19 protein-coding genes and 1 tRNA gene are annotated in these 25,333 nt (G+C 53.9%); 9 read left to right on the top strand and 11 right to left on the bottom strand.

The window, feature by feature from the left end:
* Nucleotides 1-111 precede the first annotated feature (111 nt).
* On the top strand, nt 112-609 hold the full coding sequence (locus tag PS2015_RS04670; protein ID WP_058021133.1) for a bactofilin family protein: 498 nt from the start codon (nt 112-114) through the stop codon (nt 607-609).
* Nucleotides 610-635: 26 nt separating this feature from the next.
* On the top strand, nt 636-1,265 hold the full coding sequence (locus PS2015_RS04665; RefSeq protein WP_058021132.1) for a hypothetical protein: 630 nt from the start codon (nt 636-638) through the stop codon (nt 1,263-1,265).
* 23 nt (nt 1,266-1,288) lie between these two features.
* Here the strand turns inward: PS2015_RS04665 and PS2015_RS04660 are convergent, their stop codons facing one another.
* Genes PS2015_RS04660 through PS2015_RS04650 form a run of 3 tightly spaced genes read right to left on the bottom strand, consistent with a single transcriptional unit; the run spans nt 1,289 to nt 5,814 of the window.
* Nucleotides 1,289-2,842, bottom strand: coding sequence for a cation:proton antiporter family protein (locus PS2015_RS04660; protein ID WP_058023145.1), 1,554 nt, complete (start codon nt 2,840-2,842; stop codon nt 1,289-1,291).
* 33 nt (nt 2,843-2,875) lie between these two features.
* Complete coding sequence (locus PS2015_RS04655; protein ID WP_058021131.1) at nt 2,876-4,144, bottom strand: aminotransferase class V-fold PLP-dependent enzyme; 1,269 nt, start codon at nt 4,142-4,144, stop codon at nt 2,876-2,878.
* Nucleotides 4,141-5,814, bottom strand: coding sequence for an amidohydrolase (locus tag PS2015_RS04650; RefSeq protein WP_058021130.1), 1,674 nt, complete (start codon nt 5,812-5,814; stop codon nt 4,141-4,143). The genes PS2015_RS04655 and PS2015_RS04650 overlap by 4 nt, the downstream gene beginning before the upstream one ends.
* A gap of 164 nt (nt 5,815-5,978) precedes the next feature.
* On the opposite strand from PS2015_RS04650, the gene PS2015_RS04645 reads away from it, so the two are divergent.
* Nucleotides 5,979-6,824, top strand: a complete 846-nt coding sequence (locus tag PS2015_RS04645; protein ID WP_058023144.1) for a fumarylacetoacetate hydrolase family protein — start codon at nt 5,979-5,981, stop codon at nt 6,822-6,824.
* 16 nt (nt 6,825-6,840) lie between these two features.
* Nucleotides 6,841-7,320, top strand: a complete 480-nt coding sequence (ybaK, locus tag PS2015_RS04640) for a Cys-tRNA(Pro) deacylase (RefSeq protein ID WP_058021129.1) — start codon at nt 6,841-6,843, stop codon at nt 7,318-7,320.
* Here ybaK and PS2015_RS04635 read toward each other — a convergent pair whose 3' ends face one another.
* Nucleotides 7,321-8,604 carry a serine hydrolase domain-containing protein gene (locus PS2015_RS04635; protein ID WP_058021128.1) on the bottom strand — a complete coding sequence of 428 codons (1,284 nt, stop codon included), beginning with the start codon at nt 8,602-8,604 and terminating at the stop codon, nt 7,321-7,323.
* A gap of 400 nt (nt 8,605-9,004) precedes the next feature.
* Here PS2015_RS04635 and PS2015_RS04630 point away from each other — a divergent pair, with 400 nt between their 5' ends.
* Nucleotides 9,005-12,097: a TonB-dependent receptor domain-containing protein gene (locus PS2015_RS04630; protein ID WP_058021127.1), complete on the top strand. Its 3,093-nt coding sequence runs from the start codon at nt 9,005-9,007 to the stop codon at nt 12,095-12,097.
* Nucleotides 12,098-12,240: 143 nt separating this feature from the next.
* On the opposite strand, the gene PS2015_RS04625 is transcribed toward PS2015_RS04630, so the two are convergent.
* From PS2015_RS04625 to PS2015_RS04615, 3 genes are read right to left on the bottom strand one after another with little or no spacing between them, the layout of a single operon-like run.
* The gene (locus PS2015_RS04625) at nt 12,241-12,888 is read right to left on the bottom strand and encodes a YceI family protein (RefSeq protein WP_058021126.1); all 648 of its coding nucleotides are present in this window, start codon (nt 12,886-12,888) and stop codon (nt 12,241-12,243) included.
* 33 nt (nt 12,889-12,921) lie between these two features.
* Nucleotides 12,922-13,494, bottom strand: coding sequence for a YceI family protein (locus tag PS2015_RS04620; RefSeq protein ID WP_058021125.1), 573 nt, complete (start codon nt 13,492-13,494; stop codon nt 12,922-12,924).
* A 26-nt stretch (nt 13,495-13,520) separates the two neighbouring features.
* Nucleotides 13,521-15,446 (bottom strand): PQQ-binding-like beta-propeller repeat protein, encoded by a 1,926-nt coding sequence (locus tag PS2015_RS04615; protein WP_058021124.1) that lies wholly within the window; start codon nt 15,444-15,446, stop codon nt 13,521-13,523.
* 313 nt (nt 15,447-15,759) lie between these two features.
* On the opposite strand from PS2015_RS04615, the gene PS2015_RS04610 reads away from it, so the two are divergent.
* Nucleotides 15,760-16,983: an MFS transporter gene (locus tag PS2015_RS04610; RefSeq protein ID WP_058021123.1), complete on the top strand. Its 1,224-nt coding sequence runs from the start codon at nt 15,760-15,762 to the stop codon at nt 16,981-16,983.
* Between the two features lie 2 nt (nt 16,984-16,985).
* On the opposite strand, the gene ald is transcribed toward PS2015_RS04610, so the two are convergent.
* The 4 genes from ald to PS2015_RS04590 all read right to left on the bottom strand — a co-directional run bounded on the left by ald (nt 16,986) and on the right by PS2015_RS04590 (nt 20,837).
* Nucleotides 16,986-18,098 (bottom strand): alanine dehydrogenase, encoded by a 1,113-nt coding sequence (ald, locus tag PS2015_RS04605; RefSeq protein WP_058021122.1) that lies wholly within the window; start codon nt 18,096-18,098, stop codon nt 16,986-16,988.
* A 55-nt stretch (nt 18,099-18,153) separates the two neighbouring features.
* Nucleotides 18,154-18,666, bottom strand: a complete 513-nt coding sequence (locus PS2015_RS04600) for a CIA30 family protein (protein ID WP_058021121.1) — start codon at nt 18,664-18,666, stop codon at nt 18,154-18,156.
* Nucleotides 18,667-18,948: 282 nt separating this feature from the next.
* Nucleotides 18,949-19,025 (bottom strand) — tRNA-Arg (locus PS2015_RS04595).
* Nucleotides 19,026-19,253: 228 nt separating this feature from the next.
* Nucleotides 19,254-20,837, bottom strand: a complete 1,584-nt coding sequence (locus tag PS2015_RS04590; RefSeq protein ID WP_058021120.1) for a M48 family metalloprotease — start codon at nt 20,835-20,837, stop codon at nt 19,254-19,256.
* Between the two features lie 205 nt (nt 20,838-21,042).
* Here PS2015_RS04590 and PS2015_RS04585 point away from each other — a divergent pair, with 205 nt between their 5' ends.
* From PS2015_RS04585 to ectB, 3 genes are all read left to right on the top strand, one after another.
* Nucleotides 21,043-23,235 (top strand): outer membrane protein assembly factor BamB family protein, encoded by a 2,193-nt coding sequence (locus PS2015_RS04585; RefSeq protein WP_169792269.1) that lies wholly within the window; start codon nt 21,043-21,045, stop codon nt 23,233-23,235.
* A 254-nt stretch (nt 23,236-23,489) separates the two neighbouring features.
* A complete protein-coding gene (ectA, locus tag PS2015_RS04580; RefSeq protein ID WP_058021119.1) occupies nt 23,490-24,032 on the top strand; it encodes a diaminobutyrate acetyltransferase in 543 nt (180 codons plus the stop codon).
* A 15-nt stretch (nt 24,033-24,047) separates the two neighbouring features.
* Complete coding sequence (ectB, locus tag PS2015_RS04575) at nt 24,048-25,322, top strand: diaminobutyrate--2-oxoglutarate transaminase (RefSeq protein WP_058021118.1); 1,275 nt, start codon at nt 24,048-24,050, stop codon at nt 25,320-25,322.
* Nucleotides 25,323-25,333 lie beyond the last annotated feature (11 nt).

Genomic DNA, 25,333 nt, shown 5'->3' with positions numbered 1-25,333 from the left:
CTACAGCTTTTAATAATGTTAAGCAGTTAACAATTTTGATGTCAGCATTGTCAGCCATAGAGTAACTTGCTACATTCAACGCGATAACCACAACACACAGCGGTGAGTAATATGTTCGACAGAAACAAGGATAAACCCCAGGACAGAAACGACGCGCCCGCATCACAGGCCCCGCAGAGCACAGCTCCCGCCGGCTCCTACCAGGCACCTGCCGTCGGCGGCTCAGGCAAATCTGCCGTACTTGGCGCGACAATCAAGGTTAAAGGCGACATCAGTGGCGACGAGAATCTGCTCATTGAAGGCCAGGTCGATGGCTCAGTCAGTCTGGCCGCTCATGAGCTGACGGTTGGCAAAACAGGCAAACTGAATGCTGACATTACAGCCAAAGTCATTCGCATTGACGGAGAAGTTGACGGCGATATTACTGGCAAGGAAAAAGTAATCGTTACCAGCAGCAGCAAAATCAAGGGCAATATTGTCACACCTAAAATGACACTGGAAGAAGGCGCGCGCTTCAAGGGTACAATTGACATTGATCCCAGCCATGCAAACAGCAATGTCAGCGCATCATCTCTCAAGTCTACGAGTCAATCAGACAAACCCGCCTGATAGTGAACCTTGCAGAGCAGTTGTCAATGACGTCAACCGAGATACTGCCGTCACGCCTGATGCCGGACATCATTGAACGCCTGGAAAACAGGTCACCACTGATGGTGCTGGACGTCGGCATGGGCGTCAAAGAGACTGTCAGTTATTTCGGATCCCGTCGATGTCGCCTACACTTCAGCGCGTTCCATGAGGCCCTGTTTTCACCCCCAAAAATAAAGAACACCCAGCCCGTCGGGCAGGTCATCGACAAGAAAGCTGAGGAACAATCACTGTATGATGCCTGGCTGAAAACTTTTCAGTCAGCAATGAGTTTTGAAGCATCCACCCGGTTTGATGTCTGCCTGTTCTGGGATTTCTTTAACTATCTGGATGATATCCCACTGGCTGCGTTTTCAGAAGCCCTACGACCATTTATAAAACCGGAAACTCTGGCTCATGCCTACCTGCTGCTCAAACCATCACCCGATGTCATGAACAGGGAATACGGTATTCACAGTCCAGGCGAAATATCTGTGAGACCCGGAACATATTCAGCATTAACTTCCTTCCCACGCCCGCAGGCGCGTGTCACCGGCATGCTGAAAGGTTTTGCCGTCAACCACAGCGTACTCAGACGCGACGGCTTATTGGAAGTCTCTTTGAAGGCGGCGAGATAATCTTACTGAGCAGCAGGCGACTTTCATCGAACTGTTGGCGCCAGCGCGGACTGGTAAACATGCTCCGCCAGGCCGACACCTGCCTCTGACATGGTGAGATAGGTCTGGTCCGCACCCGCTGCAATAATTTTTTCAGCCTCGTCGCTGTGCATACTGTGCGAGACGATCTGACCCTCGAATCCACTTGACCGTAATTTCCTGGCGGCAATAATTTTGGCCTCCATATCATTGATTGTCAGGATCACTGCTGACACCTTGCCCAAGTCCAGGCTTTGCCAGAAAACCTGATCCTCAGCATCAGCAAAGAAGACGTTGTGACCCATCTGTTCGTGCATCTCTACGCGAGCGGGGTCGGAGTCCAGCGCGATCACACGGCATTTATCCTTAAGATGATCGTAGGCAGCCGTGCCAGTTCTGCCCAGCCCCATGATCAACACCTGTGCGTCGCCCAGCGATACCGGCTGTTCATCCGGATGACGGCTGTTTCGCTCAAATGGCAACAGGCGCGTCGCCAGACGCTCATAGAGCGGATGGGCCAATCGATTAAGCGGCGCACTGAACAAAAACGACAATGCCGCAGTCAGGGCTAATGGCACCAGCCACTCCGGCAGGACAATGCTCGCAACAATCAGGCCAAATTCACTGTAATTCGCCAGGCTCAGACTGCTCAGGAAGGCGCTGCGGGCACGCAACTTGAAGAACACCAGTAGTGCAAAAAACAACACCCATTTGAACGGCAGCAATGCAGTCATGACCACAGCAAACAGCCAGGCCTGTTGATCAGGTAAACCGCCGATGCCAATCTGCAGAAAGAACCCAACCAGGAAAAATTCTTTGATACTCCAAAGGGATTTCGACAACTCGCCGGCTCGCCTGTGTTTGGCCAGCAGCGCACCGAGCACCAGCGCACCCAACTCGGAACTCAGACCTACAAGCTCAAAACCGTAACCGCCAACCACCAGCGCAACCAGCAAGCCAAAAAGCACCAGTAGCTCGTCATGACCGCTGACATCGAGCAGGCGGTACAAAACAGGTCGGGCTAATGGCAGCAAAAATAATAACAACGCCCAGGGTGACGGTGTTGTACCGCTGGCAAGTGACATCACTACCAGGGCAATCAAGTCCTGAACAACCAGAATGCCTATAGCAATCCGGCCATGAAAAGCGCGCAACTCGCGCTTGTTTTCCAGCACCTTGGCTGCCAGTACGGTGCTGGAAAACGCCAACGCCACTGCCAGCATGACAGCAGTGTACAGTTCAACATCCATGACCCAGAACAGGGCTGGTGCCAGCAGCATCACTGACACAGCAAAATGAATCAGACCACTGCCAATCACCTCGACTTTGACCAGACTGCGCAGATTCAGCTTCAGACCAACAGAAAATAACAGCAGCAGCACACCAAGATGTGCTACATGGTCAAGCACTTCACCGGATTCGACCGGCAAACCCAGATCAGCTGCAAAAACTGACAGGGCGAAACCGGCAGCCAGGTAGCCAACCAGCGGAGGCAAACCAAAAACCCGCACCAGCAAACCAATGCTGAATGCAAAACCAATCCAGACCGCTTCTAACAACATGCAAAGACCAACCCGAGTAAATTTTCCGCTTTAAACCAGAAGCGCGCCAGCCGCCACAATAGCTCTGTTAATATGGTCAGGCATGTTGTAGATACCGGGACAAAGTCTTAACCCACCTGTTGCTGCACCGGCAATGCCAAAGTCATTGTAAAGTCGATCCGCAATAGCGCCAGCACGCCCATCTGGCACAGCAATAATGCACACACCAAAACTTAACTCCTGGGCCATCGGCGTAACCAGGGTCAAACCCGAGCCTGCAACACCTTGCTTGAGTTTTTGAGACAATTCTACAATCCGTCTTTCAATACGCTCAGGGCCAATTGCATCATGAATTGCAGCGGTCAGACCCAGTGCTGCCAGAGCGGCATCATCACGCTGCCCCAACGATTCAAATTTGCGGGCACCTGCCTGACGGGTCTGCACACCACTACCCCAACCGGAAGCCACGGTAAGCGGCCAAATGCGCTCGATGTTTTCGGCTTTCACGAACAGCAGACCCACTTCTTTGGGACCCATGTACCATTTATGCGCACTGGCCGTAAATGAATCCACAGCCAGTGCACTCAAATCGAGTGACATGGCACCCCAGGTCTGCGCGCCATCAACATGAACGTAAATACCCCGCGCGTGGGCAGCCGCTACCAGTTCTGCCAGCGGCAGTTTGATACCCGACACGTTGGACACATGCGTTAATGCGAGAACCCGGGTGCGGTCAGTAATCCTGGCCATGAAGGCGTCAACCAGATCCTGCGGCGAGCGCAACGGAGACGGCGTCTCAACAACTCGTACCGTATAGCCTTGTCTGGCCGCACGCACCTGCCAGGCAACGTGATTAGTCGGATGATTTTCCTGCCAGATCACCACCTCGTCACCAGCCTTCAGATCCAGACCACTGATGATGGTATTGTTGGCTTCACTGGTATTTCTGACCAGGGCGATCTCGTCTCCCGACACATTCAGCTGGCTGGCGATGCGCTCCCGCGCGAGCTCTTTCAATGAAGAAAATTTGGCGCGATTGTTAAACGAGCAATCACGATCGATATCAACCGTCAGCGCACTGACTTCGTCAGCAACCCGGCTGAAAGACGGACAGAGATTCGCCGCGTTCATCGGCACTTTTTCTTCAGTAAACAGAAACTGCTGTCGAACCTGATTCCAGAAAGACTCACCCGTCAATGTCGGATCAATCAACTGTTCCAGCGCCGTTTGTGCCCTGGCAAACCTGGCTGAGAGTGCGGTGGCGCTGGCAACAGCAACCACCGAGGCATTCAGAAAGCTGCGCCTGCTGAGCCCGCTCATTGCGCCGTCTCATGAATCAGACGACCGCCTACCCAGGTTTGTTCAGCACTCATCGTCCAGATATCTTCTGGCGGTATTTCGAAATAATCCTGATCCACAATAATAAAATCGGCTTGTTTGCCGGGCTCCAGAGTCCCCAGAATACCCTCTTGATGGGCAGCAAACGCGGCATCAACTGTAAAGCTCAATAATGCCTCTTCATGTGTCATGCGCTCCTCTGGGAACCAGCCACCGGGCGGTTCGTTATTACGATCCTGTCGGGTAACCGCGGCATGTAAACCGTAGAATGGGCTGGCCGGCTCTACAGGAAAGTCAGAACCGTTCGCAATGATCGTGCCGGCATCCAGCAGCTTGCGCCAGGCGTAAGCACCATGGATACGCACCTCACCCAGCCGGTCCTGCGCCATGTTTTTATCGCTGGTGGCGTGAGTCGCCTGCATGGACGGAATGACTCCGAGCTGACTGAATCGCAAAATATCTTCATAACGCAGTACCTGGGCATGTTCAATTCTGTGACGTTGCTGCTGGGTGTCGGTCGTCTGAATCAGCGCCTCATAGTTATCCATAACAATCATGTTGGCACCGTCGCCAATGGCGTGCACATTGACCTGAAAATCAGACAACATGGATTGGTTCATAAGCTGTGTCAGACGCTCCGGTGTAATCTGCAGCAGCCCGCGATGACCTGGCATGTCAGAGTAGTCATCATTCAGATAGGCACCGCGGCTGCCCAGGGCGCCATCAGCCGAGATCTTGACGCTGCGCACAACCAGGGTATTGTCGTCGCTCACAAAATGCCCTTCGGCCAGTCGGTCTGGCAATTGGGGATCAAGACCGGCCAGCATCGCGTAAACACGAATCGGCAATGGACCTTCTTCAAGCAGCTCCCTGTAAGCCTGCAAGGTCGTGCTGCTTACACCCGCGTCATGCACACTGGTCAGACCCTCTGCCGCCAGCGCCTGCATGGCGCTGCGCAAAGCCATTTTCTGGTCTTCCAGGCTGGGGGAAGGAATATGCTGCGTGATATAACGCATGGCGTTATTGACGAACGTGCCGGTCGGTCGGCCCTCCGAGTCACGAATGATCATGCCGCCGTCCGGGTCAGGTGTCGTCGCATCGACTCCGGCCAACTCCATTGCCGCCCGATTGGCCCAGCCGGCATGGCCATCGATACGGCTGAACCACATGGGTGTATCGGATTCGGCTGCGTCCAGAGCCGCTGCGGTCGGGAATTCATTGCTTTCCCAGAGGACTTGATTCCAGCCGCGTCCCTGTATCCATTGCATGCCAGGATTAGCCTGCTGAAACTCTATCACCCGCTGCACGGCTTCCCGCTCCGAGCGCACACCAGCCATATCGACACGCAGCAGACTCAAGCCATAATTCAGGATATGGCCATGCGCATCAATCAGACCAGGCAGAACTGTTTTCCCCTGACCATCGATCACAGTCAACCCATCAGGTTCAGGCAGTACTTCACCGGGTTCAAACACTCTGTCGATGGTATCACCAGTAAACTGGATGGCTTGAAAGCGTTGCAGTTCGCGATCGCTATTCATGGTATAGCCATTAACATTGGTAAGCAGGGTGGATTGCGCCCAGGCGGCAGCGCTTAAGGCGCCAAGACTGGTCACAAAAAGAGTACGAGACAACCAGGATTTTAATTTCATAACTTGAACTTCCGGCTAGATAAGACTCATAACAAGGGATAACATTGAGTTTACCCTAGTTAATTCAAATTCAATAATAACAGGCTATGAAAATGCACAGATCACCCAAATTGCTGCTGTCTCTCTCCTTATTGTTCTGCATCAATATCGCTCAGGCGGCCGAACTGACCCTGGTTCGCTTTGGCCAGCCCGGCATGGAGAGACCGGGACTTATTGATGATCAGGGGCAGATCCGTGATCTGTCAGGATTTGTCGAGGACATTACGCCGTCGCAGCTTTCTGACGAAAGCCTGCAGCGCATTGCCAGCATACCGCTGGATCAATTGCCTGCAGTGCGTGGTGAGCAGCGTCTGGCAGCGCCGGTTAATGGCGTGCGCAAGATCATCGCAATCGGCTTCAACTATATCGATCACGCCGCTGAGATGGCGGTAGAGGTCCCGACCGAACCGCTGGTGTTCATGAAGGCCATTACCGCGCTGGCCAACCCCTCAGATCCAATCATTTCTCCTCGAAGCGCTACCAAACTGGACTACGAGTCAGAGCTGGTTGTGGTCATTGGCAAAAAGGCCAAGTATGTGTCAGTCGAAGAGGCCCTTGACCATGTCGCCGGCTACACCACCGGAAACGATGTATCCGAGCGCGCCTTTCAACGTGAACGGGGCGGGCAATTTGTGAAGGGTAAAAGTGCCGATTCTTTTGCACCGTTTGGACCGCACCTGGTCAGCCGTGACAGCATTGATGACATCCAGAATCTTCAAATCTGGTCCGAAGTCAATGGTCAGATCCGACAAAACGGTAACACCAATCAGATGGTCTTTGGCGTTGCTGAAATCGTCAGTTATCTGAGTCAGTTTATGACGTTGGAACCGGGTGACCTCATTTACACCGGCACCCCGGAAGGCGTGGGCGATGGCATGAACCCGCCACAATATCTTCAACCGGGTGATTCGGTGCGGGTTGGCATTGATGGACTGGGTGAAATTCAGCAGCGTGTTGTTGCTTCGGAATAAGTGATTCTCCCGCACCATGACACCCGCCATTGAACTGCTGCGTAACCAGAGCATCCGTCACGTGATTCACGAGTATGCTCATGACCCGGAGCATCCGTCCTATGGGCTGGAGGCCGCGGAGAAATTGCGCGTATCACCGGAACGCGTTTTCAAGACCCTGGTTGCCAGCCTGGACGAAAAAGCATTGCTGGTTGCCATTGTGCCGGTGGCCACACATCTGGATCTTAAGGCCCTGGCGCGTGCCGCCGGTGGTAAAAAAACCCGCATGGCGGCCGCCGCCGATGTGCAACGTAGCACAGGCTATGTGCTGGGAGGTGTCAGCCCACTGGCGCAGAAGCGACAGTTGCGCAGCTTCATCGACCAGTCCGCACAACAGCACGAGACGATTTATATCAGTGCCGGTCGCCGCGGACTGGAAGTAGAGCTGGGATCCGAGGAGTTGCGCATCCTTCTGGACGCCAGCTTTGCAGCATTGAGTACCGATAAGTCAGCCTGACTACTGCCTCTGCAAAGACTCGTATACATCAGTCTTGAATTGTTCGCGGAAACCACCGCCACTGGCCGGCGACACTTGTGCCATAATGATGGTGATCATATTTTCAACCGGATCAATCCAGTAACGCGTACCGGCCGATCCGTCCCACCAGTATTCACCCGGGCTGACCGTATGATTGTAAGCGGACGGATCCATGACAACCGCCATGCCACCCAGACTCCAGCCGGAACCAGCCCAGTATCCGGAACCGCCCAGGGGCAGCAATTCGTCAGGCACAGCATTGACGGCCATCATCTGTGCGGCCTCGGCGCTTATAATCTGCTGCCCGTCAATCCTCCCCTCATTAAGCAGCATCAATGAGAATCTCAGGAAATCCGCAGTCGACGATACCAGACCTACGCCGGCGCTCTTCAGGGCACGCCGGTTAGTCACCGGGATGTTCTCCATTTCGTGGGCCCGCAAACTACCAGCATCATCTTTGCGGTAGACCGTCGCCAGCCGCGCTGCGCGCTGCTCATCCACATAAAAAACCGTGTCCGTCATCTTAAGCGGTTCGAATATCCATTGCTCAAAAAAGGCGTCAATCTCCATGCCCGAGACCTGTTCGATAACACGCCCCAGAATTTCTGCATGCATGCCGTACCGATACGCTGTGCCCGGGTCTTCGAACAGCGGCAATGCCGCCACATTATCAACCACCTGCTCCAGAGTCTGATCATAACGATGCACATTGTATTGGCGATAAAGAGCTGAACTGCGACTGCCAATGCCAGAAGTATGCGTGAGCAGTTGTGCCAGCGTGATCTCACCGCGACGCTCCCGGCTGGCCTTTACATCCATCGATCCGGCATTTGACAATACCCTTTGATTGCCGAACTCGGGCAGATACTTGATCAGCGGATCATTGACATTCAACAAGCCCCTGTCGTGTAACATGATAATGCCCAACGCGGTCACCGGGCGCGTCATGGAATAGGTTCTGAACAGCGAGTCAACCGTCATTGGCACCTCATTGTCCCGGTCCTGCAAGCCTAGTGCTTGCGCATATACCAGCCGCCCGTCTTTGATTACAGCCGCTACAGCACCGGCTATCTCGCCACGATCGATAAAATCCTGCAAACCGTCAGTGCTTGCCTGCAAGCGTTCCGCAGATATGCCCACTTGTTCCGGACTGCCGTGTACGAATCTGTCCCCCCAGGGAAGTTGTGCCTGAGCCTGTGACAGGCTGGATGCCAAACCCAGAAAAACTGGCAAGCTGATTGCGCTCAAGGTCATAAACTTCATTTGAAAACTCCGGAATTGATTAAGCTGGGCAGATCCAAGTGTAACAGTCTTACCATTAATTAACGCTTGTCCGTGAAAAAATTGACTCGCTTCATCTCCTTGGTTTATCCTTCGAACGATCGATCGCACAGAAATTGATTTGAAAACAAAGTGTTATGAAAGGTAACAAACTGATCATTCTGTGAAGATTGGTAACACTTCTGGAGCAGTACCTGCCGTCGGAAGTATTTGATTCACCCGATTCACCATAACAAAACAACAACAAAAGGCGAAACCAGGCCATTTATCGGTTTGACACTCGTGGCGAGTGGCAATTCGATTTTTTGCGTGTCTGTTTTGTGTATGTGGTGGACACTTAACTGCAGTTAAAAAATAAGTACTACAAAGGGGGGGAAACCCGATGAGATTAAAAGAACTGTACCGGTGTATCGCTTGTGCATCACTGGTTGCACCAACCCTGGTGTTTGCACAGCAGCAACCGGAAATCGAAGAAGTCGTTGTAACCGGTTCCTTGATTCGCGGCACGCCAGTTGACGCTGCCCTGCCGGTTGAGGTTTACAACGCGGAAGACCTGAAACTGTCCGGTTCACCTTCTGCGCTGGAATTCGCTAAAAGCCTGAGTATCTCCGGCGCCACGACCGGTGAATCACACTACTTTGGTGGTGCTGGCCTGACAGGTAGCGTTAGCTACAACCTGCGCGGCATTGGCTCTGACAAAACATTGTCACTGTTCAATGGTCGTCGAGTTACACAGAACACCTCTGTTATTCCATCAATCGCACTGGCACGTACCGAAATTCTGAAAGACGGTGCTGCTGTGACCTACGGTGCCGACGCGACCGGCGGTGTTGTTAACTTTATCAGCCGTGACAGTTTTGACGGCGTCGAGATCCAGTCTTCCTACAAGGCTATAGACGGTTCTGACGGTGATTACTCCTTCGGCATCATCGGCGGCTTCGGTGGCCCGACCACCGATGTAATCCTGGCCGCACAATGGGAGCATCGTTCACGCCTGGACGCAAAAGACCGCCCGTTCACAGATCTGTCTTATGGTGAAAACCCGGCTCCCTGGTCAACACTGACCAACCTGGCAGGCTACCTGCCTCGTGGACCTCTGCCGGCTAACCCGGTTTATAACCCTGCATCAAGCAATGGCGCTGGCGACTGGGGCAACCCGATCGGTGGTGTACTGTCTGATTTCACTCAAGACTCCTGTGAAGCCGTTGGTGGTGTTTACCGCGATTCATTTACCTGTCTGTACAACTACATTCCGTATTACAACGTAGTATCAGACAACGATATTTATCGTCTGTACGGCCAGGTAAAAACCGAAGTCAACGATCGTATGGATTTCTACGTGCGTGCTGCCTACTCAATGGTTGACACTCCGTACCAGTATGGTTCGCCTTCTCAGCCTGTGATTCGTGGCCCCGCTATTCATGGCGGCGCGACCTATCAGCTTCATGTGCCAATGAACAATCCGTATGCAGCTGAATTCGCACAGCGCACTGGTTGGGTAAACAGTCCTCTGTTTGGTCTGACTTCTGGTTTCACACCAATCACATACCGCGCCTTCGCACACGGTGGTCTGGATACTTTTGCTGAAGATGGCAAGTACTCCACACCCAGCAAGATCCGCAACAAGTTTGCGCACTTGGCAACCGGTTTCGAGGGCGAATTCGAAAGTGGTATCACTTACGACATCGCAGCGACCTATAACCATTCAATTCTGTATGCCGACAGCCCCGACATGATGCTGTACCGTGTACAGGAAGCCCTGAATGGTTTCGGTGGCGCCAACTGTAACGTACCGGATCTGGATCCAAACCGCTTTGGGACCCAGAACCCCGCCCTGGCAGGCAGTGCCGGATGCTCATGGTACAATCCGTTTGCAACCAACTTTGCGCAGCAGCCGGTTTACGGTCTGGCCAACCCTAACTACGTGCCAGGCTCCGAGAATCCCGATGAGTTGATTGAATGGCTGTTCAACCCGCGAGCTGCCGAGGACACCAACTGGAACGTGACATTCGACGCGGTCTTCAGTGGAGAAACTCCGCTGGAACTGCCTGGCGGCATCGTAGCATGGGCGGCTGGTGCTCAGTGGCGTAAAACTGAAAACACTGAAGCTGTCACAGATCCTCTGTACAATGGCAGCCAGCCGTGTCAGTGGCCGGAAACTGAAGGCCAGGTGCCACGTGACCCGACTGACCCACTGTACAATGGTTGTACACCTGACCGTCCCGGTCCCTTCCAGTTCTTCGGCACCAACCCCGCTGACAAGACATGGCAGGATCAGACCTCTGTATTTGGCGAGCTGAGCTTGCCGGTACTGGACAATGTATACCTGTCTGCTGCGGCTCGTTATGAGGAATTCTCAGGCGGTCTGGATTCGACAGTATACAAAGTGTCCGGTCAGTGGAGCATTACTGATAACATGTCTGTGCGTGGTTCTTATGGCACCAACTACCAGGCACCAGGCGCAGGTGTCATTCCTGGCGAAGTGACCAACGGCACCAACAGCTTCACCATTGCCGGTGGTAACTGGCGTGGTGCACAGACGGTCACCCGTTCTGACATTCAACCAGAAGAAGCAACCGTTTGGAGCTCTGGCTTCATCTGGCAATCCGAAGGTCTTACCGCCGGTAGCGACTTCCGCTTCATCATTGATTACTTCAATATTGAAACTGAAAACGAACTCGGCCTGTTGGCATCAGCCAACCAGGTAGCCAGTGCTGTATTCAGCATTCCGCCGGCTGGTTCTACCACAGTGCCGACCAACGGTTCTGCACTGGCAGACTGCTCGCATCCTCTGGCTGGCCGAATCGTGTTCAACGGTAGCTGTGTGCAAGGTGTGACAACTGCTAATGACTTTGCACAGGTTCGCACAGACTACGGTAACGGTCCGGGTCAGCTAACCGCTGGTTTTGATATTCAGACCACTTATGGCATGCCTGCCTTCTCTGGTGATCTGACATTCAGCGCCAATGCGACCAAGGTCAACAAGTTCCGTTACACAGAAACTGTACTTGATGGCTATCAGATTGATCCGGGCGCAAACCGTCTGGGCTTCCTGAACTTTGCCACCATTGCTAACGCGATTTCTGAATGGCGCGGCAATATCACTGCAAACTATGCGCAGGGTGATCACAACTTCCGTCTGACAGCACAATACATCAAGGGCGTGAAAGACGATCGTTACTTTAATGCTGACGGCTCTCGCGTGGGTGATGCAGCGCTGACCCCGGCCGGACGTCAACCAGGCACCACTACACCATTTGGCCCAAGCCTCTATGGTGTATACGGTGAAGATTGGATCTCCATGGACTTCCATTACACCCTGGACCTGGTTCGCTGGGACGCTACTCTGAACGCTTCTATCGTGAACATCGCCGACGAAATGCCGCCGGAATCACGTCAGGAGCTGGGTTACGATCCGCGTATCGGCAACCCGCTGGGTCGCACCTTCGAGGTTGGCCTGACCAAGCGATTCTGATCTGACATAGATCGCTTGAACAAAAAAGCCCCGGTCACATGACCGGGGCTTTTTTTATGTCTGGCATTTAGTCTGACAAAACACCAGACACAAAAAAAGCTGATCAAGGCAAACCCTGATCAGCTTTTTTGTTTTACGCAGGCTTACTCAGACTGAGCTTCCTGGAACTCAACGTGAACTTCCAGCTCGATGTCATCACCGATGCCAAAAGCCACCATATTATCCAGACCGAACTCTGATCGCTTGAATTCAGCAGTCGCGGCGAACCCCAGCGTATAACGACGGGTCAGGAAGTTTCTGCCACCCCCGTTGAAGTCCACTGTAATATTCACTGGTGCTGTTGTTCCCAGCAAAGTCAACTCACCCGCAAACACAAATGTGTCCTCGTCAACAGTTTCCAGCAAGGAGGTTGTGCGATAAATTGCCTGCGGGTAGGTCTCCACATTAAACCAGGCATCACCACGCAGATCGTCAGCAAATGCAGGATTATTAACATCCAGCGACGCAGTATCGATAATCACTTCCAGGCTGGACGCCGCAACATTTTCAGCGTCAAAATCCAGAGTCGCATCAAAATCATTAAAACGGCCTACATAGTTGGAAAAACCAAGGTGATTGATCTTCCATACCAGTGAGGCATGATCTTTATCCAGGGTGTAGGCACCACCGCGCAGCTCCTGAACGCTGGTCTCAAAGTCGGGTGTGATCAATCGATCACAGGACACCAGCAAAACTGATGATGCCGCAACAGCGACAACGTGGCGATATTGACTAAAGAATGTAGCAAACATTTTGTTATCCTATAAATAGTCGTCTTGGCGCTTTTACTGCTTTACAGCGTAAACGTCGACGGCAATAGTCACCTCATTTGGAATGGCTGATGTGTTGGCCCAGTATCCCAGACCGACACCATAATCCAGACGCTGGATAGTGACTTCACTGGTCAAATTAAAGCGCAAACCGCCATCAATATTCACATTCAGGTCGAACGGAAAACTGATTGGTTGAGTCTGATCGCGGATAGTTAGCATGCCATCAGCTACAAACGCGCTGCCCGCTTCCAACCGACACTGGGTTGCCTCAAAACGGGCATACGGAAACTGATCCACATCGAACAGTTCCACATCCAGCAAGTAACTCAACGTCTCTTCATCATCAACATAGGTGTCAATAATAGGGATAGTCACTTCAAATTTACAGTCACCGGGGCTGAGCGGGTCAATTTCAAAAACCGCTTCGACATTTCTAAACTCACCTTCATATGGCGTTCCCGAATACGAATACTTGAACACCACACTCGAGTCTTCCGGATCCATCACCCAGGTAGCGGCATTGGCTGAAAGACTGCTGGCCATCAGGAGCGGCGCAATCGCCGCTCCGAGAATTTTCTTACGCATAGCAAAACTACTCCTGATATTTCAAATTACGGCAAGGCGTAGGCAACCAACTCTGAGGGCTGACCGCGAGCACTGACAACCATTGCCACGTACTGCTTGCCATTGTGCTCATAGGTAAACGGCTGACCGGTCTGAGTGCCGGGCATTTCAATCTCGGCAATGATTTCACCGGTTTCTTTATCGTGAGCACGCAGCATCGGACCGCCGCCTGTACCTTCACCTGCAAACAGCAGAGTCTTGGTCAGCAGTACACCTGAGCGCGTTTCAACACCAGTGCGCGGCAGATCCACGCCTTCCAGAGCCGGGTTGTTGGCAATATTGGGTGGCGTATCGGCGTTCGCAATCATCCATACATGATCACCACTATTCATATCAATGGCTGTAATACGGCCATATGGCGGCTTGACGATAGGAAGGCCTTCGGCACGCGGCGGACGAACGCCCAAAGCCATGCTGAAGTCTATATCTGAACGCGGATCCTTATCGACTGAAAGCACAGCCACAACTGTGCGGGAAGGTACATACAGCATACCTGTCTCCGGATCCATCGCGGCACCTTCCCAGTTCGCGCCACCTGTTGCAGATGGCAAGCTCAGTGTTCCCTGCGTACCATCAGGTGCGTCTTTTTGTGACGGCGGCGAATACAGATTGGTACCCAGACGGAATGGCTTGATAGCTTCCAGGGCGGCTTCGCGCAGCTCAGGGGTAAAATCGATCAAGTCATCGATATTGATGCCCTGACGATCGAAACCAGCCGGCTTGGTCGGGAATGGCTGGGTTGCAGCATACCACTCGCCTGGCACATCTCCTGCCGGTACCGGCAGGTCTTCAATTGGCCAGATCGGCTCACCGGTTTCACGATCAAATGTATACACATAAGACTGCTTGGTGACCTGCATGACTATTTTGCGGCCATTTGGAAGGTCGGCCAGAATCGGGGCAGCCGGATTATCCCAGTCCCAGATATCGTGGCGAATGATCTGATAATGCCACTGACGCTCACCTGTGTTGACATCAACAGCGACCAGACTTGTGCCAAACAGGTTATCACCCGGGCGATCACCACCAAATCGGTCCCCAGTGGGCGCTTCTACTGGCAGATAGACATGTCCGAGCTCCGGATCACCGGACATTGGCGCCCAGACGCCGGTATTGCCTGTGAAGTCTGCACTGTTATTCAACCAGGTGTCATAACCGAACTCACCCGGACGGGGAATGGTGTGAAACGTCCAAAGGTGCTCACCGGTGCGCACGTCGTAGGCACGGACATCGCCTTTAACATTGGCTTTTGAGGGCGGACGCATGGACACAGCCATGGCAGGCCCCACCACCACGACATTGTTCATCACAAAGGGTGGCATGGAAGAACCGATATCGATATCTTCGCGACCTGGCCCGAGACGCAGGCCTTCCTGCATATCGATGATGCCATTATTACCGAACTCCGGATCCGGCAGGCCTGTATCAGCGTCAAGCGATACCAGGTAGAAACCAGGAGTAATGGTCAGAATGCGACGCTTGTCTCCGTCGCTCCAGAACGCTACACCACGGCCCGACCCTTTACGTGGCGCGGCGTCATAACGCTCACCTTCCTGGGGACGCCACAGCCACAGCAACTGTCCACTGGTGGCGTCAATCGCCGCGATATCCCGATGTGCGCCGACCGGCGTGTAGAGCACACCATCAACTTCCAGTGGCGTGAAAGTCGCGTTAAATTCTGGGTTCGGACCAAAATTTGCTGTTGAAAACCGCCACGCCAACTGTAATGACTCGACATTATCAGCATTGATCTGGTCAAGCGGCGAATAACGCTGAGCAGCCATATTGCCGTTATAGTCAGGCCAGTCGCCCTCGTAAACGCTGGTGCCGGACTGGCTTATCGCCAGCGGTGTACACATCAGGGCAGATGCTCCCAGTGCCAACGCTGAAATTAATCGTTTTGTTCTTATCATTCTCTACTCCCCGGAATCAGGTCCTCTGTTCATGCCTGCACAGATTTTGATTAGACTTTACCCAGCCCGACGACCTGATTACGGTCGTCGAAGCCCCCCCGACCACCAATAACGATGGTAATTGGAAATCATGAATGATTAGTTTACAGCCAGGAATCGGGTATCCGAAGAATAAGCGATCCCCTGTATGTAAGCAAGTTGAGGCAGCCCTGTTATAAGGCTATCTTGTCGCAAAATGTGACAGATCGGGCCTCAACACCATCCACTGTAACTGTGCGACAATGAACGCCCGCTGAACAGGACAAGAGTTGAAATGGACACTTCACAGCAAGGCACTGATTACGGACAGCCGCTCAGCGACAGTGATCAACGAAATAATCTATGGCGACTCACCCTGGCGCAGGCGTTATCCGGCGCCAACGCCGTGGTGGTCTATGCCACTGGTGCAATTGTCGGCAATAGCCTGGCGCCCAGCGCTGTGCTAGCCACACTGCCTATTTCAATATTTGTGGTTGGCATGGCCGTCTGCATACTGCCCTCGGGTGCCATTGCTCGCCGTTACGGCCGACGCGCCAACTTTATGGTCGGCACTTGCGCCGGTGTCGCGGCCGGGTTACTGGCTGCGGCCGCGATTGTCCAGCAATCATTCTGGCTGTTCTGTCTGGCAACCTTTGCGGGCGGAGCGTACGCTGCCGTGGTGCTGTCCTTTCGATTTGCTGCCGCTGACGGAGTCGCTCCGGCCCGCAAAGCAAAGGCCTTGTCGCTGGTCATGGCCGGTGGCGTAGCCGCTGGCGTGGTGGGTCCGCAACTGGTTACCTTCACGGCGGATATCTGGCCGGAGCATGTGTTTGCCGCCACATTTCTGGCGCAAGCCCTGGTAGCCGCCCTGGCAGCGCTGATTTTGATCGGGGTACGCCTGCCAAAACCCACCGAGGCCGAACTCTCAGGCGGCCGGCCTTTAGCCGTTGTCGCTTTACAACCAGCATTCATAATGGCCGCGACCTGCGGCGCCGTATCTTACATGCTGATGAACTTCCTGATGACCGCAGCCCCACTGGCCATGCACCTGCACGGCCACTCTCAGGCAACAGCCAATCTGGGACTGCAGTGGCATGTTATAGCCATGTACGCGCCCAGTTTTTTCACCGGGCAACTGGTAGCCCGGTTCGGTGCACCCCGGGTGACGGCGGCAGGACTGATTCTCACCGCCCTATCGGCCCTGATTGGCCTGAGCGGAACCGGTGTTCCGGAGTTCTGGCTGATGCTCATCATTCTGGGCATCGGCTGGAATTTTGGCTTTCTCGGTGCATCAGCCTGGGTACTGGAATGCCACCGCCCCGAAGAAAAGACGCGCGTGCAATCCCTGAATGACTTTATTGTGTTTGGACTGATGGCACTCGGTTCGTTTTCTTCCGGTGGCATTTTAGGTATCTATGGATGGATGACGGTACTCTGGGTGTCCTTTGTGCCGCTATCTCTGGCCGTTGCAGTGCTGATCCTGTTCAGAGCCAGGAGCAGCGGTCGCCGAATCGCCTGATATCAGCGCAAGGCCTCATCTGGTGGCACAAAGTCATAACCCAGCGCCTCGCAGACAGGTTGATTAGTCAGCTTGCCGCGGTGCACATTCAGACCCTCAAGAAAGCAGCTATCGCGAGTCAACGCCTGCACACCATGATTTGCCAGCGCCAGCACATAGGGTAGAGTCGCGTTGGTCAGCGCAAACGTCGAAGTGCGGGCGACCGCACCTGGCATATTGGCCACACAGTAGTGCACGATACCGTCCACTACATAGGTCGGATCGGCATGAGTCGTTGGCCTGGAAGTTTCAAAACAACCACCCTGATCGATTGCCACATCCACCAGCACAGATCCTTTGCGCATCTGCGCCAGCATGGCACGAGTCACCAACTTTGGAGCAGCCGCACCCGGCACCAGAACAGCGCCCACCACCAGGTCTGCAGCCTGAACCAGCCTTTCTATGCTCTCGGTAGTACTGAACACTGTTTTGATACGCTCACCAAATTGTTCATCAATCGCCGTCAAACGCGCCAGATTTTTATCCAGAATGGTAACGTCCGCACCCAGACCGACAGCCATGCGGGCCGCATTAAGGCCAACCATACCGCCGCCGATGACAACGACGTTGGCGCGCTCCACGCCGGGAACGCCTCCCAACAAAACTCCGCTGCCACCCTGCGCTTTTTCAAGACAATGGGCTCCGGCCTGAATTGACATACGTCCGGCGACTTCACTCATGGGTGCCAGCAGTGGTAAGCCACCACGACGGTCTGTGACCGTTTCATAAGCAATGGCAGTTACGCCGGAGGCAACTAAAAGCTCAGTCTGTTGTGGATCCGGGGCCAAGTGCAAATAGGTGAACAGAATCTGTCCTTGCCTCAATTGACGGCACTCATCCGGTTGCGGCTCCTTGACCTTGATAATCAACTCGGCGCGGGAATAGACCTCGGCAGCCGTGTCAACAATTTCAGCACCCGCACCATGGTATTGATCATCATCTATGCCGATGCCGCCACCACAACCTTTTTCAGCAAAGACCCGGTGACCATGAGTGACCAGCTCTCTGACACCGGCGGGTGTGAGACCGACACGGTATTCATGATTCTTGATTTCTTTGGGGACTCCAACGAGCATCAAAAAACTCCTGATTCAGAGTGACAGCGACAAGTATGCCCGAAATTCAGCCAACTCACATCGCTTTAACCCAAGCCACTGACAGGTGAAATGGTCCCTCGCATTTGTCAGCCAGAAGAAAACCGATCTGCTCGACAGCAGCAGGGTTAAATGTTGGGCCTGACAACGTGCGACCCCGGAATACTGGCTTGAGCTCTTTAAAGGCAAGCGGTAACTCCAGCCATCGCTTGCTCAAGGTGTCAAAACTAACACTATAGGCAACTTTTGAGCCCTGGTAGTCTGCGTCCGTGTAGAGGCGAAACTGGTAGCGACGGCCATCACCAAGAACGCGCAGCAACACACCACTGGCGTGGCTGAGATCGAGGCGTTGTTGAGATCGGATTGAGGCGAACCCACCATTGTTCTCGAGGGAAATGGAACCCGAGAAGCGCAGACAGCCATTGGCGATTTGAGGAGCGCTGCTGGATCGCCCACCCATGACGCCGTCATTGATGGCATGCCAGGGTGCGACGTCGGCAGGGTCGGAGAAGTCGATTAATGTTTTTGTTTCGCTGGTGTTTGTGTTCATTCGGGGGCGTCCAGTTGAGTGGGGCCAGTGTAGCATTATGTAGATGAGGAAATTCCCATTGAGCAGATAACACAAACAAAAAAGGCCCGCATAAAGCGGACCTTTTGTTGTTTGGCGCACCCGGAGAGATTGATTCGCAATCCGCTGTGGCGGATCGCTCACCCCTGCGGGGCGCCCTGACGGGCGTCCAAAACGCTGTGCGTTTTGTCGAACTGGGGAGTTCTCATCAGCCTCCGGATGGGCAAACAAAAAAGGCCCGCATAAAGCGGACCTTTTGTTGTTTGGCGCACCCGGAGAGATTCGAACTCCCGACCAAGTGGTTCGAAGCCACCTACTCTATCCAGCTGAGCTACGGGTGCATAACTGTTGATGTTTGATTTGTCACTGTCATCTCCAGTGATTGTGCCATCATTCCGGCAATCCGGAGAGATGGATTCGCAATCCGCTGTGGCGGATCACTCACCCCTGCGGGGCGCCCTGCGTGCGTCGAAGAGCGGCGATTATACAGTAGATCGAAGTCCATCGGCAAAGAAGAATTCGGTAAAATGCCCTCAGCCCGTAAGCTCAGGTTCTATGGGCTGTTTATGTCAGGGTAACCTGGCGCTCTGCACCGATATATCAACCCGCAGGGACTCCACTGGCAATTCAGCAGGCAGTATCAGATCGGTCTGGTAATCTCTCGAGTCACCGGCACCGAGGTTCTGGGCGTTGACACGCCTCACAGCGCTCTGATCCCCGGCTGCTGCACGAACTTCGAGGGTGGCCTGTTGCACATCAAGAGCGGCGGCATTGGTCACACGTACCATCAGTCTGCGGTTACTGTCCAGATAAGCTGAGGCCCTTACATAGCTGGCAGGGTTGTCGTTGATATCCAGGCGCTGGAAAGCCCGCAAGGCAGCGGCTCCCAGCTCACCCGGTGCCGAAGCCGCCTGCTGAAAGTATTGTTTGGCTCTGGCCGGTTCGTTATACGCCAGCGCCAGCGCACCCAGCTCATTAACTGCCACAGCCGTTGGCAGCAGGTTCACGCTGGTCTGCAGATCGCTCTGCGCCAGCGCCCGCTCACCCTGGCGCGAGTAGGCCAGGCCCCGTCCAAGATAGTAGTCGAAGTAGTTGTCATCGCGCACAATCGCCTGATTATAGTGCCCCACCGCGGCGTTATAGCGGCGCTGCATCAGGGCAATATCCCCTTTCAGACCATAGAACCGGGCCTCCTGCGGCACCATCGCCAGGGCCTCATCCAGTTTGGCTTCGGCGGCCTCCACCCGGTCTTCGCGCAACAAGACCATCGCTTCATCGAAAGCATCGTATGCCGGCCTGGTTTCGCGTAAAAATGCGGTGTGCTGCTGGTAGCGCTCAACACCCTGGTCGCCGCCAATAAAACCTTCCGCGCGGAGCTGCTGAACCAGTTGGCGATTGTTTTCAACGCGCTCCTGTGATGGCGGGTGACTGGCAAACAGGCCATCCAGCCAGCTCTGACGGCGACCTTCAGACAGGCGGACAAATGCCTGCTGCAAACTGACTGCCGCCTGTGGATCGTAACCCGCCTGTGCCAGATAACGTGTACCGTATAAATCGGATTCCCGTTCTGCATCACGTCCGTAACGCTGGGTGATCAATTGAGCGCCTAACTGGGCTCCACCTAAAATAAAACCAGCGTACTCACTGTCACTGCTGGCAATGGCCGTCGCCACCAGAGCGCCTTGCAGCAACATACCGCGCTCCATCGCCTGCGCACCATGGCGCGCCGCCGAATGGACGACTTCATGCCCCAATACCGCTGCCAACTCAGCCTCATTTTCAAGCTCGTATAAAAGGCCTCGATTAATAGCAATTTTGCCACCCGGTAACGCCCAGGCATTGGGCACCGAGCTGTTCAGTACAACAAACTCATAAGGCAAATCACGCGGGCTGAATGCTGCAATGCGCTGCCCCACCTCACTGACATAGGCAGTCAGCTCTGGGTCAGTGCGAAACTGCCCGCCCTGACTTTGTTGCGAGGGGCCATAGTGTTGAATCCCCATGGATATTTCTTCGCGCTCACTGATCAGTCCCAGTTCCCGCTGACCAGTAACCGGGTTAACGGCACAGGCCGCCAGCACCAGTGTCATCAACAGCGCCAACGTTAGCTGTTTAAGTCCCGAACATGTAGATACAAATTGGCACATGATCATTCGAATAATCCGATGAGTTTCCGGTCATTATAGACAGTCACCTCTGTTAGTGACAGACATCCCGGGTGAGGCTGGGATAACAATAACAACTTGCGCTGTAACTTTCTGTAACAGCCCTTAGCTTCTTGAAGTGCCGAAAATAACTTAACATGCGCTCCCCGGCTGGAAAACCCAGAATTAAATGCAACAAATGAGGAGATACCGCGTGATCAGAGTTCTGCTGCTCATGTTAATACCCCTGTTCATGTCTGTTAATGCCCAGGCACAGACAGCATCCGTCGAGCGTGGGGCCACCCTGTTTCAGTCGGAATGTGCCCGCTGTCACGTGCGGGCTGATATTGAAATGCGAATCTCCAACGACTGGATTGGCAAACCGGCCAGCGAGCTTTACCAGGCCATTATGGCCACCATGCCCGCCGAAACACCCGGCTCGCTTAGTCCGGACCAGTATCTGGACCTGACTGCCCATGTTATGCAAATGGGTGGCGTCAACGCTTCAGTGGCAGGATTATCAGCCAATGAGCTGGCTGAGCTGACTATCCAGCAGGGCGCATCTGGCGACAACGGCCCGGACTACTACGCGTGGACCACCATGAGCGGTGGCCTGAATGCCAACCGTTATGCGCCACTGGAGCAGATCAATGCCAGTAATGTGCAAGATCTTCAAATTGCCTGGCGCTGGAAAGCGGACAACTTTGGACCCCGGCCGGAAGGGCTGAACGTCACAACCCCGCTGATGGTGAATGGTGTGCTGTATGCAACCGCCGGCACAACACGAAATGTTGTCGCCATCGACGCGGAGTCAGGTCAGACCCTGTGGATGTGGCGCCCGATGGAAGGCGACCGGTTTGAGGACTCGCCCCGAAAAAATTCCGGCAAAGGCGTTGCCTATTGGGCTGACGGCGACCAGGAAGTGATTTTTGTGGTCACTCCCGGCTACTACCTGGCCGCTCTTGACGCTAAAACAGGCAACCTGCTGAAAAGCTTCGGCAACGACGGCATGCTCGACCTGATGGATGGCATGCGCTTCAGCGACACCCGCGACGATCGAGACATCACGCTGACCTTCCCGGCCACAGTCGTCAATGACGTACTGGTTGTCGGTGCCGCTCACCAGGTGAGTATGCGCCCCCCTCATGCGGATAACGTCAAGGGCGATGTGCGTGGTTTCGACGCCCGCACCGGCAAATTGCTGTGGACCCATCGCAATATCCCGATGCCTGGTGAGGACGGTTATGAGACCTGGCTGAACGACTCAGCCAGCCGCTCCGGTAATGGTGGCGTTTGGGCCAATATCTCCGCAGACCCTGAGCTGGGGCTGGTCTATCTGCCAGTTGAATCAGGTACCGGTGACCGCTTTGGCGGTGGCCGGCCAGGCACCAACCTGTTTACCGGCTCAGTAGTTGCGGTTGACTACCGAACCGGGGAGCGCAAATGGTTCTTCCAGCACCTGCGTCATGATATCTGGGACTACGACACCCCCACAGTACCAATACTGGCGGATCTGCCAGACGGTCGCAAAGTATTGGTGCAACTGACCAAGCAGGCTTTTGCCTACGTGCTGGACCGTGAGACCGGCGAACCCATCTGGGAAATGGAAGAGCGTCCGGTTCCTCAGACCGACGTGCCCGGTGAGTGGACATCCCCTACACAACCCTTCCCCACCAGGCCACCGGCGTACGATCGCCAGGGCATTTCGGAAAAGGACCTGGTCAACTTTACGCCCGAAATCTACGAGCAGGCTAAAGAAGCCGTTAAACCTTATCGCATGGGGCCGTTGTACCAGCCACCGTCGCTGGCTAATGCAGAAGATGGCACACTGGGCACACTCAGCCTGCCAGGCACACTGGGCGGCACTAACTGGGAGGGCGGTGTCTATGATCCCGAAACCGGCATGCTGTACGTGGCTTCCCGCACCGAAGTTGCTGTGCTGTCGCTGGTACCTGGCGAACAGTTCTCAACAACCGACTGGATCCAGGGGCCGGCCAGAACGCCTAATGTTGATGGCATTCCCATTGTGCAACCACCATGGGGTCGCATTACCGCCATCGATCTGAACAAGGGTGATATCGCCTGGCAGATGGCTAATGCCGACACCCCGGAGCGCATCAAGAATCACCCGCTGTTGAGAGGCGTTGAGCTTGACCGCACGGGTATTCCGACGCGCTCTGGCTTGCTGGTCACCAAATCCTTGCTGTTTGCCGGCGAGGGTCAGGGCGGCAACCCGATTTTCCGTGCGCACGACAAAGCCACAGGTGAAATCCTGGCAGAAATCGATCTACCAGCCTCGCAAACAGGCCTGCCCATGACGTATGTGCAGAACGGCAAGCAATACATTGTCATGGCTGTCAGCGGCAGCGGCCCCGCTGAAATCATTGCGCTGACCCTGCCTAATTGACAGGTTACACAAACGTGCTGCAAAAGGCGGCTCTTCTGAAACGGATGAGCCGCCTTTTTTCGCCAGCAATTTCTTGCCTGCCAATTTTTTACCTGATAATTGGCTAAACCCCCCGTCATTCGCACAAACGGACTGCGTTTAGACATCATCGCATCGTTTTGTTATACTTATCGCGTTTCGAAAATCAATAACAAAAACCTATCGAGACTTCGCCATTAAATTCGAGATTCAAAAACGAGATACAAAGACTTGTTATGAATACTTTTCAAGAAGCGCCAGCGCTTCAAGAAAGACCCGATACAAATCAAGACATACAACTCCGTTCACCCACAGCCACCGACGGTGCGCCTGTCCATAATCTGATTCGCAAAAGCGCGTTCCTGGACGATAACTCGCTGTATTGTTATCTGGCCATCTGCACACATTTTTCAAAAACCAGCGTGGTCGCCACCATGGGCGATGATCTGGTGGGTGTGGTGACTGCCTACATACCGCCCGAACAGCCTGACACGCTGTTTGTATGGCAGGTTGCAGTGGATACCGTTGCGCAAAAACGCGGTCTGGCGAGCAAAATGCTCAACTACATTCTGGAACAGAATGGCTGTAAATCAGTCCAATACGTAGAGACGACCGTAACGAAGGACAACGACGCTTCCAGGGCCATGTTTGCATCACTGGCCCGGCGCAGAAACTGCAACATTGATGAATCAGTCATGTTTGACCGTGAAGAACACTTTCTGAATCTTCACGACACCGAATACAAACTCAGAATCGGCCCGTTTGCAGCGGCCGAATAACCAGGGAGAAACACTATGACGACCATTTTCGACGATATCGAGTCAGAAGTTCAAAGCTATGCACGAGCTTTCCCGGTCATATTCGAGCGCGCCAAAGGCTCTTATCTGTATGACACTGACGGCAAGGCCTATCTGGATTTTCTGGCCGGCGCAGGCACGCTGAACTACGGTCACAACAACGACATTCTGAAAGCCGCTTTGCTTGAATACATCCAGAACGACGGCATTACGCATGGTCTGGATATGCATACCAAAGCCAAGCAGGAGTTTCTGGAAAATCTGAACAATTACATTTTCAAACCTCGAAGCCTGGAATATGTTGTTCAATTCACTGGCCCAACCGGCACCAATGCTGTTGAGGCAGCCATGAAGATCGCCCGCAATGTGACAGGCCGACACAATATTGTTGCCTTTACTAACGGCTTCCATGGTGTGTCACTTGGCTCCATGGCGGCCACCGGCAACTCGCACCACAGAGATGCCGCAGGCATTCCGCTCTCAGGTGTGACACATGTCCCCTATGCCGGCTATATGGGCGAGGAACTGGACACCATTAAACTACTTGAAAATATGCTGGAAGATTCCTCCAGTGGCCTGGACACCCCGGCTGCCATCATGCTGGAAACCATTCAGGGCGAAGGTGGCCTGAATACAGCCAGCAACGAATGGCTGCAGGCTGTTGAAAAATTATGCCGCAAACATGACATTCTGCTCATCGTGGATGACATCCAGGCCGGCTGCGGCCGTTCAGGCAAATTTTTCAGCTTTGAAGAGTCAGGCATCAAGCCTGATCTGGTCACCATGTCCAAGTCTTTGAGTGGCTATGGTCTGCCCTTTGCTGTCACGCTGATCAAGCCAGAATACGACACCTGGAAACCAGGCGAGCACAACGGAACCTTCCGCGGCAACAATCACGCCTTTGTCACAGCGGCTGCCGCATTGAAGGCATTCTGGTCAGATGACAAGTTCGAGAAAGAACTGAAGGCCAAGATCGACCATCTGTCCATGCGTCTGCGCAAAATTGCCGGTGGATACGAAAAGAACCTGATCAAATCAAAAGGCCGTGGCTTCATGCAAGGCCTGGAATGCCGTGATGGTGAGCTGGCTGGCAAAATCTGTCGATATGCTTTCGACAAAGGCCTGGTCATTGAGACCAGCGGCGCCGACAGCCAGGTTGTAAAATGCCTGTGTCCACTGAGCATCTCACTGGATGAGCTCAACAAAGGCCTCGACATTCTGGAAGAGGCCGTGCACAAAACGCTGGCAAAAGAGCTCAGCGCAGCTTCTTAACGTAATGTGAT

This window comes from Pseudohongiella spirulinae, from assembly GCF_001444425.1.
Classification (GTDB): Bacteria; Pseudomonadota; Gammaproteobacteria; order Pseudomonadales; family Pseudohongiellaceae; genus Pseudohongiella; species Pseudohongiella spirulinae.
Note: the sequence above shows the minus strand (reverse complement) of the source record. Positions and strands in the feature narration are given on the sequence as shown.